The sequence below is a fragment of the Chitinophaga horti genome (assembly GCF_022867795.2).
In the GTDB taxonomy this organism is placed as follows: Bacteria; Bacteroidota; Bacteroidia; order Chitinophagales; family Chitinophagaceae; genus Chitinophaga; species Chitinophaga horti.
In genome coordinates this window covers 5,593,907-5,608,788 of the sequence record NZ_CP107006.1, presented here as the reverse complement: position 1 = coordinate 5,608,788, position 14,882 = coordinate 5,593,907, and the positions used below count along the sequence as shown (strand labels likewise).

Sequence of the window (14,882 nt, the reverse complement as noted above, 5' to 3'; positions counted from 1 at the left end):
TCTTTAAATTTGCCGGCATGAAAAAAATCTACCATTTATCATCCTGCAGCACTTGTCAGCGAATTTTAGGGGAAGTTGGCGCTGTGGAAAAAGGCGTCAAACTGCAGGACATAAAAACCGAACCGATCACACCCGCGCAACTCGACGAAATGAAGTCGCTGTCCGGCACATATGAATCACTTTTCAGCCGCCGCTCTATGAAATACCGTCCGATGGGACTGCATGAGAAAACCTTGAGCGAAAACGACTACCGCGATCTCATTTTACAGGAATACACTTTCCTGAAACGCCCCGTAGCCATTATCGGCAAAAGCATTTTTGTAGGGAATGATAAGAAAACGGTGGAAGCCCTAAAGGTCGCTTTAGAAAAATAGGATCGTTTAATATTTGTAAAGAATTTAAACCGCTGCCAGCACCTTTTCTTTCGCATGCAGCGAATCGACAAACCTGCGCACAACGGCCTTGTAAGCGTTCATATCCTGTTCCTGGCTAAAGGAGCGGAAAGGGAAGTTTTTGGATGCTTTCAATGCTTTGGCCAGGTCGAACTGGTGTTGCGGTACATTATAGAAATAGCCTTTGTCCATCAGCCATTTACCCAGGTACTCCTGTTCGGTTTGCCCCGGCGTAGGCACCAGTATCGCCTTTTTGTCGAGCTTAGCAAGGTCCATCAGCGTGGTGTAGCCAGAGCGGCATAATACCAGCCCGGAAGCCAGCACAGCGTCGTTCAGTTCTTTGGCGTTGAGGTGACTAACGTGAGTTATGCCGGTGGCAATTTCATTACGGAATGCCTGGTCCGGCTTGCCGCTCACGATCAAGGCCTTTACTGGTAGCGGTTTTATTTGGGAGATGATGAGCTCTTCCAACCGGGTGCGCTGTGGTTCAGGACCAGAGATGAGGACGAGCAGATCGTATTTTTGAGTAACGTTCGGCTTCTTTTCGAAGCGGGAGAGACAGCCCAGGTAGGTAACATTGCCTGGCATGTCCTCGAGATGAGCGAGTTCGCCACTGAGGTTAGGTTCGTCTTTAAAGTCGGGCACCCAGCACTCAGTGTATTTCCTAATATAAAAAAAGTTGATTTTCTTTAAGATGCGCTCCGTAATTCCTCCAAAAGGCGTTTTAATTAATAGCTGGTGAGAGATGAAAACGCAGGGTAAATCAGGAAGAGATAATCCAAAGCGATTGTCGGAAATCACCGCATCGATGCCGTGTTCCTTCACCGTTTTGCGGAGCCAGGCCTGTTCGTTGGCCACTGCCCGGTAGATTTTAGGTATTTGTTGCACGATCTTCAGTCCGAAAAATACACCTCGTTTTGCGTAGGTGATTTTATAGCCGGCCAGGGGTAAAATGGTCAGTTGCGGAAACTCCTGAGCGAGCAGTGCGGCGTGCTTTCCCTCTGCTGCAATAAGCACATCACAACCGGCGTTTAATAGTTCAGCAATGAGCGGAATGTCCCGCGTGGCGTGGCCCAGCCCCCAGTCCAGCGGAACTATGAGGATTTTTTTGGAACAGGAGAAGATGTGGACAAATATTTCTGTTTTTTTTACGAAAATAGTTTAATTTAGAAATGCTCATTGTTAAGAAACAGTAAACTCTCACAGCGGCTGGAAGTTTAAATGAAGATCGAAAGATGAAAAGAATACATTGGATTTTGCTACTGTTGTTGTCTGTTGGTTTGCTTTCACAGGGTTGCGGTGTCTTGAAAAAAAATGATTGCGGCTGTCCCACGATGAATAAGAAACGAATGCATTGAGCCATAGCCTAACTAACCTTCTATCCTGGAAAATGCTAAGCAAGAATGTCAACTAATCAGAGAACACTCAAATTTATTTCAAATGAAGCCTGTAGAAAGAGACTTATTGATCTTGCTTCATGAAGACCGCTACAATGAGCAGCAAATTCAGAATGAAGTGAAACAACTGAGCGATATGCTGTCATTGATCGAAACTATGGATTACATTTCCACGGCAGCGGAAGTAGCAGATTGTAACAAACATCGCGTTAGTAGTAAACGCAGCGTCCTGGAAAAAGCCTTTTTCAGGAAAGAGCCTCGTGCCTTTGAATTTATTATCCACAAGAACTGATAGCAGAGAAACGTTATAGAAAAGGAATATCGCCGCGTAGCAAAATCATATCCGACGTCCATACTTTTTCCTCCCGTTTTAAATCTACCACTGTCAATTTCTTTTTTCTTGTTAGGTTTGCGAGCAATTAAATCCGTTGTGAATGATTGACTTTTCGCACCTCCAAGACTTCTTATCGCCTGTTTCCAAGTCATTTTTGAATGACGAGAATGAATATGACGACTATCAGATCGGTCACGTTGTAGACCTCTACGACGAAGACAGCATTCCCGATTTTGATGCGGCGCATATTATATTATTAGGCGTTGGTGAACAACGTGGCGGTGCTGCGCGCAAGACGAGCCATACTGGCCCGGATACGATCCGCAGCGAATTTTACCGCCTTTACCACTGGCATCGCGACCTTAAAATCGCAGACGCGGGCAACCTTCTTCCCGGCAATAGCCTCATCGATGCTTACGCTGCCATGCGCACCGTTCTCACCGAGTTTATTGACGCCAACAAAACGGTAATCATCCTCGGCGGTTCCCACGACCTTACTTACGCACAATATCGCGCCTACGCCGATAAAAAATATATCATCGAAATATCTGTGGCAGATGCGCTCATCGACCTGATGGAGGAATCGTCTACTGCAGATACCGGCTTCCTGATGACGATGTTCACCGAACAGCCAAACTATATTCGCCACTACAATCACATCGGCTTCCAGAGCTATTTTGTACAGCCACGTATGCTCGAAACACTGGACAAGCTCCGTTTCGACTGCTTCCGCCTGGGCAAAGTGCGCGAAAACCTGGAGGAAATTGAGCCCGTGCTTCGCAACACCGACATGTTTAGCGTAGACCTCAACATGATCAAACATGCAGACTCGCCGGCCAACAGCCTTTCTCCGAATGGCTTTAGCGGCGAAGAGGCCTGTGCGCTCTCCCGCTACGCAGGTATGAGTTCCCAGCTGAGTACGTATGGCCTTTACGGTTATAACCCCGCGAAGGATAAAGACAATCTCACCGCCAAACAGGTGGCGCAAATGTTATGGTACTTTATGGACGGCCGCTCCGTTAAAGCCAAGGAGGCCATGCTGCACGAAAAAGAAGCATTCCTCGAGTTTCACATCGCGTTTACCGACATCAACACTACTTTTATCAAGAGTAAAAAAACCGGCCGTTGGTGGATGCAGCTGCCGGATAAACAATTTATCCCTTGCGCTTACAGCGACTACCTGATTGCGAGCAACAATGAAATACCGGAGCGCTGGCTGCGGTCGCAGGAAAGGCTGTAGGCCTTAAAAAGAAGTTATGAGCACCCGGAGAGAAAGGATCGCGCGCCTGAGCATCATTCAAAACGCGCAGGACGCTTCGCTGATCGCCATTGGCGTATTGCTGGCCTCCGTCGGCCTCAAGTGTTTCCTTTTACCCAATGGTTTCCTCGACGGCGGGGTAACCGGTATCTCGTTGCTCATCAACCGGCTTACAGGCATTTCCATCTCGTTACTGATCGTGCTGCTGAACGTGCCGTTCATACTACTTGCTTACAAGCAACTGTCGAAGATTTTTACGATCAAAACGTTGGCGGCGATTGTGGGACTGGCGGCCTGCCTGGTGTTTTTTAATGCGCCGGTACTTACGCACGATAAATTACTGATCGCGATCTTCGGCGGCTTCTTCCTCGGGGCAGGCATTGGCCTCAGCGTTCGCGGCGGCGCCGTGCTTGATGGAACGGAAGTACTCGCGCTATTCATCAACCGGAAAACTGTTCTTTCCGTGGGAGAAGTAATTATGTACTTCAACGTGATCATATTTGCCGTGGCAGCGCTGCTCATCAATGTGGAAACGGCGCTTTACGCCATGCTCACTTACCTGTCGGCCTCCAAAACGGTCGACTTCGTGATCAGTGGTTTTGAGGAATACATCGCGCTGACTGTCATTTCTAACCAAAGCGACCTGGTACGCAAAACGCTTACGCTCAAATTAAAGAAGGGCGTAACGGTGTTTAAAGGCAAAAGCGGTTACGGAAAACGTGGGGAGGTAGATAATGAGATTGATATCATCTACACGGTCGTAACGCGGCTGGAGGTGCACAAAATCATCGATGAGATAGAAAAGATCGATGAAAAGGCGTTTATCATTCAGCACAACATCAACGATACCAAGGGAGGCATGATCAAACGCCGCGCCACGCATGTGTAGGCAGCTTGCACGCCACGCGACTTTTCACTATCTTTCAGACATGCGTTCCCTGTTATGAAAAAGCAACGCTACTACCCAACATGAAATCGTTTTTTCTTACTGCGCTTTTTATGATTAGTACAGCATCGGTCTTCTCCCAGGAAAAAATTTATTTATACCCCGAAAAAAGGGGCTAAAGATAGGCGGTACCCGAAAAGAGCAGGATGCCCCTTTTATTGAGCACTTCGCGGCGAATGGAGACAAACGTAATGGTGCAGCTATTCTCATTTGTCCGGGCGGTGGCTACGGACATTTAGCCGTTGGGCATGAAGGATCGGACGTGGCTAAGTTTTTTAACAACGAGGGATTTGACGCGATCGTTCTTCACTACCGCCTCAACGATGCGGAACAAAGCGGCTCCCGTTATCCCGATCAATATAATGATGTAACGACCGCCATGCGCATTGTAAAATCCAAAGCGTCCGGCTGGAAGGTGGACCCGGAAAAAATCGGTGTAATCGGTTTTTCTGCCGGCGGGCACCTCGCCTCTATGCTTACGACAATTCATACTCCGGCGAATGCCGAAGCTAAAAATACTTCAGAGAAATTCAGTTCGCGGCCGGCATTTTCGGTGTTGGTATACCCGGTGATCTCGCTCTCTGCTGATTTCAAGCATGCAGGAAGTGCACGCAATCTGTTAGGGGCTGATCCGCGGCCCGGACTGGCAGATTCACTATCTACCCAAACCCGTGTAAATGCACAAACGCCACCGACCATGCTAATCCACTCTACCGACGATAAAACCGTACCGGTAGAAAACAGTCTGGTGTTCTATAACGCACTCAAAGCAAACAAGATACCAGCGAGCCTGCACATCTTCGACCATGGCGGCCACGGTTACGGCATGGCGCCGAAAGACCCGGTGATTAATACCTGGCCTGGTGTAGCGGTGCTGTGGATCCGCGAAAAGCTGAAGTTGTAAGATCCCTCAGCGCATTTCTTTTACCCATTCATAGCAGACACCAGGAATATCATCATTAATATAAAATAACCAACAGCCAATACCTTCCGCCAGGCAAAAATTTTAGCCCAACGGTCGCGATAAACCTGCCAGTCTGCGGGGTAATGTTCCGCGTTCCAGCCCGCAATTTCCTTGTTGATGGGATTATTCCCCTTCAGCGCCAGCAGTAGATCAAAAAGAAAAAACAAGATAGCAGCATACCACCACGCATGGCGCCACTGGAAGCTGGCTGCCAGCAACAGGCAAACGGAGGCCAAACAGCTGAAGAAGCCAACCAGGTAAGTGATTTTAAACGGTTTAATAATGTGTCGATCAATAGATTGCCTGATGAGTATGTACTCGCGGGCCGGTAAATCGCGCAGCACAGAGGAAAAGCAAACCAGATAATAGAACGATTGTCCGGCCAATATGCCGAACGCGAGCAGCTGAATGAGCAGCACAAATTGTAGTATCATGGGGTGTTGGGGTATAAAGTGGCTGTACGAACTTTACGCACAGCCACGAAAAATGTCTTACAGGAAGTTATCGCTTTCGCGGTACGCTTTAATCAGCGCCTCCTCTCCTTCTTTCCCGGGTTTGGCATTACCATGCTCCATGCCCAGTACGCCTTTAAAACCTTTTTTATGTAGATACTTAAAAATGTTTTTATAGTTGATCTCGCCGGATGTCGGCTCTTTGCGGCCTGGATTGTCACCGATCTGAATGTAAGCGATCTCGCTCCAGCACCAGTCCATATTCGGGATCAGCTGGCCAGTGTTGCGTTGCATGTGGTAAATGTCGTACAGTATTTTACAGGCAGGGCTGTTCACGGCGCGGCAGATCATATATGTTTGATCCGCAGTGCGAAGGAACAAATCAGGATTATCGCTCAGCGGTTCCAGTACCATGGTTAAGTTATGTTTAGCCAGGATGTCGGACCCGAGGCGCAGCGCATCTATCACATTACCTGTTTGCACACCGATAGGCAGATTACGCTCGAAATAGCCTGGCACTACCGTCATCCATTTGGCGTTTACACGTTTGGCCACTTCAACGGCTTTGTTACATACCTCAACGAACCGGTCTTTGAACTCCTGCTTACCGGTGGCGAGCGATACTTTCCAGTTGTCGCCTGCATCTATCACAAACACACCCATACGCATACCGAGTTTGCTCATCAGCTGGGCCACCTTTTCCTGCTCATCCTTGCTGCGGCCCATCATACCGTTATCTTCCAGGCTGCGGAAGCCCTGGTCGTACATAAAACGGATCTGATCGAGAAAACTTTCGCCGGCGCTGTTCTTAAACATACCAGAATGTGGAGCATAGTCAAGGTTAAAGGGTTTTCCTTTTTCTTGTAACGTGGAATCTGCGGTTACGCTGTTGGCGGTGGCGGCTCCAAACGCGAGGGAACCGATCCCCGCCAGCGTTCCCTGCTGGAGGAATTTTCTTCTTTCCATATAGCTATTTAGTTGAATAAGGGTTACTAGATACGCTTTAAATTTAATAGCTTTTTTCAGCTAATTGCCGATAATCCCAAAAAAAATGCAAGTTTTTATATGATTGGTTAGTGCTCATCAAATTTCAATTGCATGCCCGGGAACATTTTAATAAATTCACCCATCCTTCTTTATAAATTCTATTAATGACGAAAAAAACTGTGGCCTTTCTGCTACCGGCCTTGTTGACCGGTGCGGCCTTTGCACAAACAAAAACTGAGTTCACCGCATACGACCAAAAAGTTCCAGGATCGGAAATCTCTTTTAAAATGGTGCCCATCAAAGCGGGCGAGTTTATGATCGGTAGTCCCGCTTCGGAGAAAAACCGCAGTGCGGACGAAGGTCCCCGTAAAAAAGTGGCTGTAGAAGCCTTTTGGATGGGCGCGACGGAGGTTACGTTCGAAGCATATGACTTTTACGCCGATCCGGACAAAGAAACGAACCTGCCGGATGGTATGACGCGGCCGAGCCCTCCTTATATCGACCTCACGCTTGGTATGGGCAAAGCTGGGGGCTTCCCGGCGAACAGCATGAGCCAGTATGGTGCGCTCATGTACTGTAAATGGCTATACAAAAAGACGGGCGTGTTTTACCGCCTGCCGACAGAAGCGGAGTGGGAATATGCCTGCCGCGCCGGCTCCACTACTGCTTATCCTTACGGGGAGGACACTTCCAAACTGTCGCAATACGCCTGGTTTGCCGGCAACAGCGAATCAAAATATCATAAGGTAGGTGAACTGAAGCCCAACGCCTGGGGACTATATGACATGCTCGGCAACGTGGCCGAATGGACGCTGGACCAGTACGACGCCGACTATCTTGCTAAAATGGATGCGAAATCGCCCTGGAATAAACCTACTGCTAAGAATCCACGCACCATCAAAGGCGGTCACTATGCCGACCCGGCCGGTCGCCTGCGCAGTGCAGCACGTCTGAAATCAGACATGGACTGGAACCGCCGCGATCCACAAATTCCACGCAGCTACTGGTGGAACGCGGACTCGCCTTTTATCGGCTTCAGGCTGGTGCGCCCGGTGAAGCAACCCAGCGCCGAAGAGGTAGAGAAATTTTTTGAAGAAATTGTTGATCAGTATAAAGGTTCCCGCTAAAAGACTGCAGTAGGCCGGCACGGAAAATTTTCCGAAAAATGTGCCGCTGATTTTGTAATTTTTTGGTGTTCCAGGTACGCCTCCTTTATTGTTCCATTTTACACACTCTGGGCTTGTTCCCGCAGGTCCGCAAAATAGTAATCATGCAAAACGAAAAGAACGAAAAATTCCACGAAGGCCGCAGAGACTTTATGAAGCAAGGCACCCTGTTGGCGGGTGGCATGCTCGCAGCCCCGATCTTATCCCACGCCAACTATTTTTCCGGCGCTGCCGATGTGATTAAAGTTGCCCTTATCGGATGCGGCGGCCGTGGTTCCGGCGCAGCAGTGCAGGCGCTTCGCACAAAACAAAACGTACAGCTGGTGGCTATGGCCGATGCCTTCCGCGACCGGCTCGACGATGCATATAAAAATATTAAAGAAGGCGTTGAAGGCAATGAAAGCCGCGTAAACGTACCTGAATCCAACAAGTTCGTGGGTTTTGACGGTTACAAACAGGCCATTGCGTTGGCAGATGTGGTGATCCTTACCACACCTCCCGGCTTCCGCCCTATTCATTTCGAAGAGGCGATCAAGCAGGGCAAACACGTCTTCATGGAAAAACCGGTAGCTACCGATCCCGCTGGCATCGCACGCGTACTGGCCACTGCAGAACAGGCAAAGGCGAAGAAGCTGAACGTGGTAGTAGGCTTGCAACGCCGCTATCAAAACTCTTACCGCGAACTGTTCAAACGTGTGCAGGACGGCGCTATTGGCGACATCCTGTCTATGCAGGTATATTGGAACCAGGGTGCGCTTTGGGTAAAACCACGTAAACCTGAGTATACCGAAATGGAATACCAGATGCGTAACTGGTACTACTTCAACTGGCTTTGCGGCGATCATATCGTAGAACAGCATATCCACAATATTGACGTAGGTAACTGGTTTAAAGGCGCACTGCCCGTAAGTGCTGTCGGTATGGGCGGCCGCTCATGGCGTAATGGCAAGGAGTATGGCGAAATCTTTGACCACCACTATGTAGAGTATCGTTATGCCGATGGTGTGGTGATGAACAGCCAGTGCCGCCACTGGAAAGACTCTACCAGCCGTGTAGACGAGGAACTGGTGGGCACCAAAGGCCGCGTGATGTGCGATCGTGCGGTGATCCTCGATCATAAAGGCAACACCATCTACAAGTTCGATAAGAAGAATGAAAACAACCCTTATCAAACCGAGCACGACGAACTGTTTGAGGCGATTGCCAAAGGCGAATACAAGTTTGAAGATGCAAAACGTGGCGCTGAAACTACGTTGAGCGCCATTATCGGTCGTATGGCTACTTACAGCGGACAAACCATTCCGTGGGAAAAAGCGCTGGAAAGCAACATTAACCTGCAGCCGGCGAAGTACGCATTTGATGCGCCTCCTCCGATTATTCCGGGTGCGGATGGTTTGTATTCCTACGCTAAACCAGGCACGCTCAAATACTTTAGCTAATTTTTCACACCTTACATACAACCCTGTGCAGTACTTGCTGCACGGGGTTATTTTTTTATATTGATGATAAACGTGTTTATGAGCTTTCGTTTTTACCTGCCGGCCATTTTGCTCACCTTCAACATTATCAACCTTCACGCGCAAACGAAGCAAATGCAGTCTTGGGCGAATGAGATGTTACAATCGCCTGCGCTGAAAAATGCTCATACCGGCGTGGCGATCTATGATCCGGCCACGGGAAAGTATCTTTATCAGTATCAACCGGATAAGTTTTTTGTACCGGCCTCCAATACGAAAATACTTACCTTGTTTACCGGGCTCTCGTTTCTAGGAGATTCGTTGCCTTCCATCCGTTATGCGGAGAATGATACGGCTGTTTTCATCCAGGGGATGGGGGATCCATCTTTCCTTTACCCTGATTTTACCTACCAGCCGGCTTTCGATTACCTCGCCAAAACAAACAAACGCATCATCCTGTTACCGGCGGTCAATGAAAACGAGCGGTATGGTCCCGGTTGGGGCTGGGGCGATTATGCGGACTATTACCAGCCGGAGCGAAATGAGTTTCCTTTGTATGGCAACGTCGCGTGGATCAACTACGATAAGCGGGGGTACAGCGTGCATCCCTCCTACTTTCATCACCCAGAATATTTTTCATTACAGCCTACCCCCAACGCAGGCGCACCCGTTGCCGGCCGCGAGGAACGCCGCAATTTCTTTTACCTGAACTATCGCCCCGGCGACACGTCAAGGCTCGAAGGCGAAGTACCTTACATTACGGGGCAGCTCAAGGACATCGCTTTACGTTTGCAGGATACGCTGGCGAAACCGGTTGCTATCGGTGACACATGGCCCAAAGGAGTGGCAGTACGCACGCTCTACAGCCAGCCGACAGACTCGCTGCTGCAACCGATGATGCACCGCAGCGACAACTTCTTCGCAGAACAAATTTTAATGATGGTGAGCGCAAAACTGCATGACACGATCAGCTCGCGCAGGGTGATTGACGACATCTTATCCACCTCTTTGAAGGATTTGCCCGACACACCGCAGTGGGTAGACGGCTCGGGGCTTTCCCGGTTCGACCTGTTTACGCCGCGCGACTTTACGATGATCCTGGAAAAGATGTACAAAGCTTATCCGAAGGAAAGACTATTCCCCCTATTTGCCAGTGGCGGTAAAGGCACGCTTCGCGCTTACTTCAGGGAACATCCCGGAACGGTGTTTGCGAAAACTGGCACCTTAAATGGTGTTGTAGCCTTAAGCGGTTACCTGTTAACAGCGAAAGGTAAAACGTTGATTTTTAGCATACTGGTGAATAACCATCATAATACCTCCACCAATGTTCGCAGGGCTACAGAGAAGTTTTTGATGAATGTAAGGGCTAATTATTAGGGCTTATTGATCGTGTAACTCGTAATGCGCGTAGTGTCGCTGTCCGTATCGACTTGTATCAACCCAACACCTGCCGCGTAGTAATTAGTCGCAAGCGTACCCAGGTCAACCGGGAACCCCATGATTGTCGCGGAGGCGTCCATGCGTACACCGATCACGTTTTTGAAGGTTTCCGTGAGTACAGTTTTGCTGATATCCTTTTGGGTAATGGTGTAGGTAAGCGTAAGTTTGGCGTAACCAAGCGGCGTATCGGCCGAAAGCGTGTCTTCCCACGAGCTGCCTGCACGCACATTGTCTTTCAGGTTAGTACTGATAATGATGTCGGCTTCATAACCTTGTAAAGCGACATCTGTAGCCACCTGCGTATAGACCCCGCCCTCACAGCGCGAAAAAGCGATGCTGCCGTCCAGGTCGGTCTCCAGCATTTTATACTTTTTGCCATCGATCGTGGAATCGCCGGTAACCGTGACGGAATACTCTGTCACGTCATCGTCGATGGTTGTATTCGTATAAGCGAATGAGGAACCGGTGTAATAAGGTGCATAGCTGCATAACTCCTCCACGGGCGTACCTTCCTGGCTCTTCTCTTTTCTACAGGCAGATGCGATGATCATCACGCCGGATAGCACTGCGAATATGGTTCTGGTCCTCATGTGATGCAGGGTTTGTTTTGAGATTTTTGAATGATTGTGTCGAATCGACACTTATATTTAGAAAACGTTTAACGCTTATTTTTTTAACTTGGTTAAGTAACCAAATTCTAAATCGTCAACAGCTATTTGAATACTTCTGACTCCACATTTACAACGCCCAAAGTAGTATAGACCGGAATTTTACGATGCTGAAAACCGAAGATGCTGATCCGTTTCCTTGTTATTAAATTACGCCAAAAAATCCAGATCGTCAATGTGACCCGGAAGTTCATCTGATCAAAACGTCATTCACAAAAATCAAACCTAAACTGGTAACCATATCTGATCCTCGTGCTTAAGTACCCGTGATCTCGTCGCATTATTTATTCAGGACACTTAAATCGTAACTCGACTTGGTATAACAATTCCATCACCCAAAAACCCTGATCATGACTGCAATTCCACGCCTTTTCAGCGCCGGGCTGTTGCTGGCTGCTGCATTTTTAACCCTGGGGCCGCCACACGCCCGCGCCCAGACTTCCACTGCGGATATCACCGTAAAAGGTAAAGTTCGCGACGCTAAAAACACCTCTCTTCCTGGCGTTACGGTGCTTATAAAAGGCACCACAAAAGGAGCCACTACGGACGAAAAGGGAAATTTCACCCTCAACGCCGTCAACCCCGACGCTACTATCGTTGTGCAATTCATCGGCTACGAGTCGCAGGAGCTGCCGGTTAAAGGACAAACCACATTTTCTATCCTGCTGAAAGAAAGTGAGAAACAGCTGGACGAATACGTTGTAGTGGCGTACGGTACGCAAAAGAAAGTAACCAAAACCGGCGCTGTTAGTACGGTGAAAGGTTCCGAAATTCGGCAGGCGCCTACGGTAAACGTTTCCAATGCTTTGGTCGGACGTGTAGCCGGACTGGTGGCAATCAACTCCAGTGGCGAACCCGGTTATGACGGTTCCAGCCTGCTCATCCGCGGACGGTCTACCTTGGGAAATGCCAATCCGCTCGTGGTAATCGACGGCATTCCACGCGATGGCCTGCAGCGCATCAACCCGAACGATATCGAAAACATTTCCGTTTTGAAAGATGCATCTGCGGCTATCTATGGTTCCCGCGCGGCCAACGGCGTTATTCTTATCACCACCAAAAGAGGTAAGACCAGTAAGCCGATGTTGAGCTACAGCTTTAACCAGGGCTTTACCACGCCTACCCGGCTGCCTGAAATGGCCGATGCTGCTACCTATGCACAGGTGCAGAACGAGATTAATGAAGCTGGTGGCTCGCCTATCACCAATACGCCGGAAGAAATAGAAAAGTTTCGGGACGGCTCCGATCCCTGGGGATATCCGAACACCGATTGGCTGGATGCGGTTATAAAACCAGTATCCATGCAAAACAGGCACGACGTATCGGTGCGTGGCGGTAACGAAAAAATTTTGTACTTCGTTTCGCTCGGTACGCTTTACCAGGATGGCATCTATAAAACGAGCGCCACCAAATATCGTCAACACAGCCTGCGCGCTAATATCGACGCTAACATCAACCGATACCTCACCATCCGCCTCGATCTATCGGGCCGGTTGGAGGACAGGAACTTTCCGCCGAGAAGTGCTGGTTCCATTTTTCGTGCATTGCTGAGGGGCCGCCCTACAGAAGCTGCCATCTGGCCTAACGGCTTGCCCGGCCCGGACATAGAGTACGGCGATAACCCGGTAGTAACCAGTACGAACGAGATTGGCTATCAACGCGACCGTAACTATGTGTTGAATAACAACCTCGGCCTGCTGTTTTATGTTCCCGGTGTAGAGGGGCTGTTCATCGACGGCAACTTTGCGCTGGACAATAACTTCAACTTCAATAAAAAGTTCACGAAACCCTGGACGCTTTATTCCTTCGCCGGCTATGATGCAGACGGTGAGCCGATCCTGAACGGCTCGCAGCGCGGTGTGAGTGCGCCTGAACTTGAAGAATGGTACAACCAGAGCCAAACCGTTACGCTCAACGGTAAAATCAATTACTCCAGGACGTTTGGTAAACATTACCTGAGCACCTTCGTAGCAGTAGAACGCAGCGAAGCCAAAGGCGACAACCTGTATGCCATTCGTAAGTACTTCATCTCCGACCTGGTTGACCAGATCTTTGCTGGTAGCGACCGTGAGAAAAACAATGGCGGCGGCGGATATGCGTATGCACGTCTTAACTACTTCGGCCGCGTTTCGTACAACTACCGCGAAAAGTACCTGTTCGACTTCAACTGGCGGTACGACGGTTCTCAAAACTTTCCGTCGGATAAACGCTTCGGCTTCTTCCCGGGCGTGTCGGCCGGCTGGGTACTCAGCAGCGAGGATTTCTGGAAAAATAATATCGGCGCCAATGTTTCCGATTATTTAAAACTCCGCCTGTCGTGGGGACAGCTGGGTAATGACCAGATCGATAACTTCCAGTACCTCACCACGTATGGCCTGAGCGGTACCGGTGTTATATTCGGCGATGAGTTGAACAAAGCAATTTATCAAACCCGTACGCCCAACCCCGATATTACCTGGGAAGTGGCCAACAAATATGATATCGGTATCGAGGCTAAATTCCTGAATGGTTTACTCACATTGGAAGGCGATTACTTCTACGAGAAACGCTCCAACATCCTGGCCAAACGCAGGGCTTCCATTCCTGCTTACACCGGGTTGATTCTGCCAGACGAAAACATCGGCCGTGTAGAAAACAGTGGTTTCGAAATTCAGCTGGGGCACAAACGCACCATTGGCAAATTCACGTATGAAGTACTGGGCAACGTGTATCACGGTAATAATAAAATCCTTTTCTGGGATGAGGAACCCAACGTTCCCGCCTGGCAAAAATCTACCGGCCGGCAAATCGGTTCCCAATTGTACTATGAGGCTATCGGCATTTTCCGCGATCAAAAAGCGATTGACGATAATCCTCATTTGGCAGATGCGCGGCCTGGCGACGTGATCTTCAAAGATGTGAACAAAGACTCTGTGATCAACGATCTCGACCGCGTGCGTAATGACCAAACCGCTACGCCTACCTGGGTGTTTGGCTTCACCATGGCGGCCAGCTATAAAGGCTTCGATGTTACCATGTTGTGGCAAGGTGCTGCCGGCGCCAAACAATACCTACGTACTGAATCTGGCCTGATAGGCAACTTCCCGATGGAGTTCGTGCAGGATCGCTGGACCAAAAATAAATCGACGGCTCCTGGCCACGCCCCTACGATCGCGACCGCGAATATTGGGTGAGCCGCCCCAACACGTTCTGGTTCTGGGATACGGACTACTTCCGTCTAAAAACGCTGGAACTGGGTTACACCCTTCCGGAAAAGTGGCGCAAACGCATTGGCCTGGATGATCTTCGCATCTATGTAAGTGGCCAGAACCTGCTTACCGTTGACAAGGTGAAGATCTTCGACCCGGAATTACCATCCGGTAGCGGTCAATACTATCCGCAGACCAAGATTTATAACGTTGGCATTAATGTAACCCTCTAA

General features: G+C 49.2%; 14 protein-coding genes. 10 read left to right on the top strand and 4 right to left on the bottom strand.

Translation table 11 applies throughout. From position 1 onward, the window contains the following. Positions 1-17 precede the first annotated feature (17 nt). Positions 18-374, top strand: a complete 357-nt coding sequence (locus tag MKQ68_RS22700; protein WP_264281073.1) for an arsenate reductase family protein — start codon at positions 18-20, stop codon at positions 372-374. A gap of 24 nt (positions 375-398) precedes the next feature. On the opposite strand, the gene MKQ68_RS22695 is transcribed toward MKQ68_RS22700, so the two are convergent. Then, positions 399-1,409: a glycosyltransferase gene (locus tag MKQ68_RS22695; RefSeq protein ID WP_264281072.1), complete on the bottom strand. Its 1,011-nt coding sequence runs from the start codon at positions 1,407-1,409 to the stop codon at positions 399-401. 423 nt (positions 1,410-1,832) lie between these two features. On the opposite strand from MKQ68_RS22695, the gene MKQ68_RS22690 reads away from it, so the two are divergent. The 4 genes from MKQ68_RS22690 to MKQ68_RS22675 all read left to right on the top strand — a co-directional run bounded on the left by MKQ68_RS22690 (position 1,833) and on the right by MKQ68_RS22675 (position 5,231). Next, positions 1,833-2,081 (top strand): hypothetical protein, encoded by a 249-nt coding sequence (locus MKQ68_RS22690; protein ID WP_244836519.1) that lies wholly within the window; start codon positions 1,833-1,835, stop codon positions 2,079-2,081. 142 nt (positions 2,082-2,223) lie between these two features. Continuing rightward, positions 2,224-3,363: a formimidoylglutamase gene (locus MKQ68_RS22685; protein ID WP_264281071.1), complete on the top strand. Its 1,140-nt coding sequence runs from the start codon at positions 2,224-2,226 to the stop codon at positions 3,361-3,363. A gap of 16 nt (positions 3,364-3,379) precedes the next feature. Beyond that, positions 3,380-4,270: a YitT family protein gene (locus MKQ68_RS22680; protein WP_264281070.1), complete on the top strand. Its 891-nt coding sequence runs from the start codon at positions 3,380-3,382 to the stop codon at positions 4,268-4,270. Between the two features lie 124 nt (positions 4,271-4,394). Continuing rightward, complete coding sequence (locus tag MKQ68_RS22675) at positions 4,395-5,231, top strand: alpha/beta hydrolase (protein WP_349773828.1); 837 nt, start codon at positions 4,395-4,397, stop codon at positions 5,229-5,231. Positions 5,232-5,251: 20 nt separating this feature from the next. Here the strand turns inward: MKQ68_RS22675 and MKQ68_RS22670 are convergent, their stop codons facing one another. Further along, complete coding sequence (locus MKQ68_RS22670; RefSeq protein ID WP_264281068.1) at positions 5,252-5,725, bottom strand: anthrone oxygenase family protein; 474 nt, start codon at positions 5,723-5,725, stop codon at positions 5,252-5,254. A gap of 57 nt (positions 5,726-5,782) precedes the next feature. Then, positions 5,783-6,709 (bottom strand): hydroxypyruvate isomerase family protein, encoded by a 927-nt coding sequence (locus MKQ68_RS22665; protein WP_264281067.1) that lies wholly within the window; start codon positions 6,707-6,709, stop codon positions 5,783-5,785. Positions 6,710-6,894: 185 nt separating this feature from the next. On the opposite strand from MKQ68_RS22665, the gene MKQ68_RS22660 reads away from it, so the two are divergent. From MKQ68_RS22660 to MKQ68_RS22650, 3 genes are all read left to right on the top strand, one after another. Continuing rightward, positions 6,895-7,857, top strand: a complete 963-nt coding sequence (locus MKQ68_RS22660; RefSeq protein ID WP_264281066.1) for a formylglycine-generating enzyme family protein — start codon at positions 6,895-6,897, stop codon at positions 7,855-7,857. A 143-nt stretch (positions 7,858-8,000) separates the two neighbouring features. After that, complete coding sequence (locus MKQ68_RS22655; RefSeq protein WP_244836514.1) at positions 8,001-9,335, top strand: Gfo/Idh/MocA family protein; 1,335 nt, start codon at positions 8,001-8,003, stop codon at positions 9,333-9,335. A 78-nt stretch (positions 9,336-9,413) separates the two neighbouring features. After that, on the top strand, positions 9,414-10,730 hold the full coding sequence (locus tag MKQ68_RS22650) for a D-alanyl-D-alanine carboxypeptidase/D-alanyl-D-alanine-endopeptidase (protein ID WP_264281065.1): 1,317 nt from the start codon (positions 9,414-9,416) through the stop codon (positions 10,728-10,730). On the opposite strand, the gene MKQ68_RS22645 is transcribed toward MKQ68_RS22650, so the two are convergent. Continuing rightward, the gene (locus tag MKQ68_RS22645; protein ID WP_244836512.1) at positions 10,727-11,383 is read right to left on the bottom strand and encodes a hypothetical protein; all 657 of its coding nucleotides are present in this window, start codon (positions 11,381-11,383) and stop codon (positions 10,727-10,729) included. The genes MKQ68_RS22650 and MKQ68_RS22645 overlap by 4 nt on opposite strands. Positions 11,384-11,811: 428 nt before the next feature. Between MKQ68_RS22645 and MKQ68_RS22640 the strand changes: the two genes are divergently transcribed. Beyond that, entirely contained in the window at positions 11,812-14,634 is a 2,823-nt protein-coding gene (locus MKQ68_RS22640) for a SusC/RagA family TonB-linked outer membrane protein (RefSeq protein WP_264281064.1), read from the top strand. Continuing rightward, complete coding sequence (locus MKQ68_RS22635) at positions 14,631-14,882, top strand: TonB-dependent receptor (RefSeq protein WP_264281063.1); 252 nt, start codon at positions 14,631-14,633, stop codon at positions 14,880-14,882. Before MKQ68_RS22640 ends, MKQ68_RS22635 begins: the two co-directional genes overlap by 4 nt.

Bases quoted from the DNA above. Each gene is read 5' to 3' on its own strand.
- MKQ68_RS22700 (WP_264281073.1), top strand. From the start codon at position 18: ATGAAAAAAATCTACCATTTATCATCCTGCAGCACTTGTCAGCGAATT.
- MKQ68_RS22690 (WP_244836519.1), top strand. From the start codon at position 1,833: ATGAAGCCTGTAGAAAGAGACTTATTGATCTTGCTTCATGAAGACCGC.
- MKQ68_RS22685 (WP_264281071.1), top strand. From the start codon at position 2,224: ATGATTGACTTTTCGCACCTCCAAGACTTCTTATCGCCTGTTTCCAAG.
- MKQ68_RS22680 (WP_264281070.1), top strand. From the start codon at position 3,380: ATGAGCACCCGGAGAGAAAGGATCGCGCGCCTGAGCATCATTCAAAAC.
- MKQ68_RS22670 (WP_264281068.1), bottom strand. From the start codon at position 5,725: ATGATACTACAATTTGTGCTGCTCATTCAGCTGCTCGCGTTCGGCATA.
- MKQ68_RS22665 (WP_264281067.1), bottom strand. From the start codon at position 6,709: ATGGAAAGAAGAAAATTCCTCCAGCAGGGAACGCTGGCGGGGATCGGT.
- MKQ68_RS22660 (WP_264281066.1), top strand. From the start codon at position 6,895: ATGACGAAAAAAACTGTGGCCTTTCTGCTACCGGCCTTGTTGACCGGT.
- MKQ68_RS22655 (WP_244836514.1), top strand. From the start codon at position 8,001: ATGCAAAACGAAAAGAACGAAAAATTCCACGAAGGCCGCAGAGACTTT.
- MKQ68_RS22650 (WP_264281065.1), top strand. From the start codon at position 9,414: ATGAGCTTTCGTTTTTACCTGCCGGCCATTTTGCTCACCTTCAACATT.
- MKQ68_RS22645 (WP_244836512.1), bottom strand. From the start codon at position 11,383: ATGAGGACCAGAACCATATTCGCAGTGCTATCCGGCGTGATGATCATC.
- MKQ68_RS22640 (WP_264281064.1), top strand. From the start codon at position 11,812: ATGACTGCAATTCCACGCCTTTTCAGCGCCGGGCTGTTGCTGGCTGCT.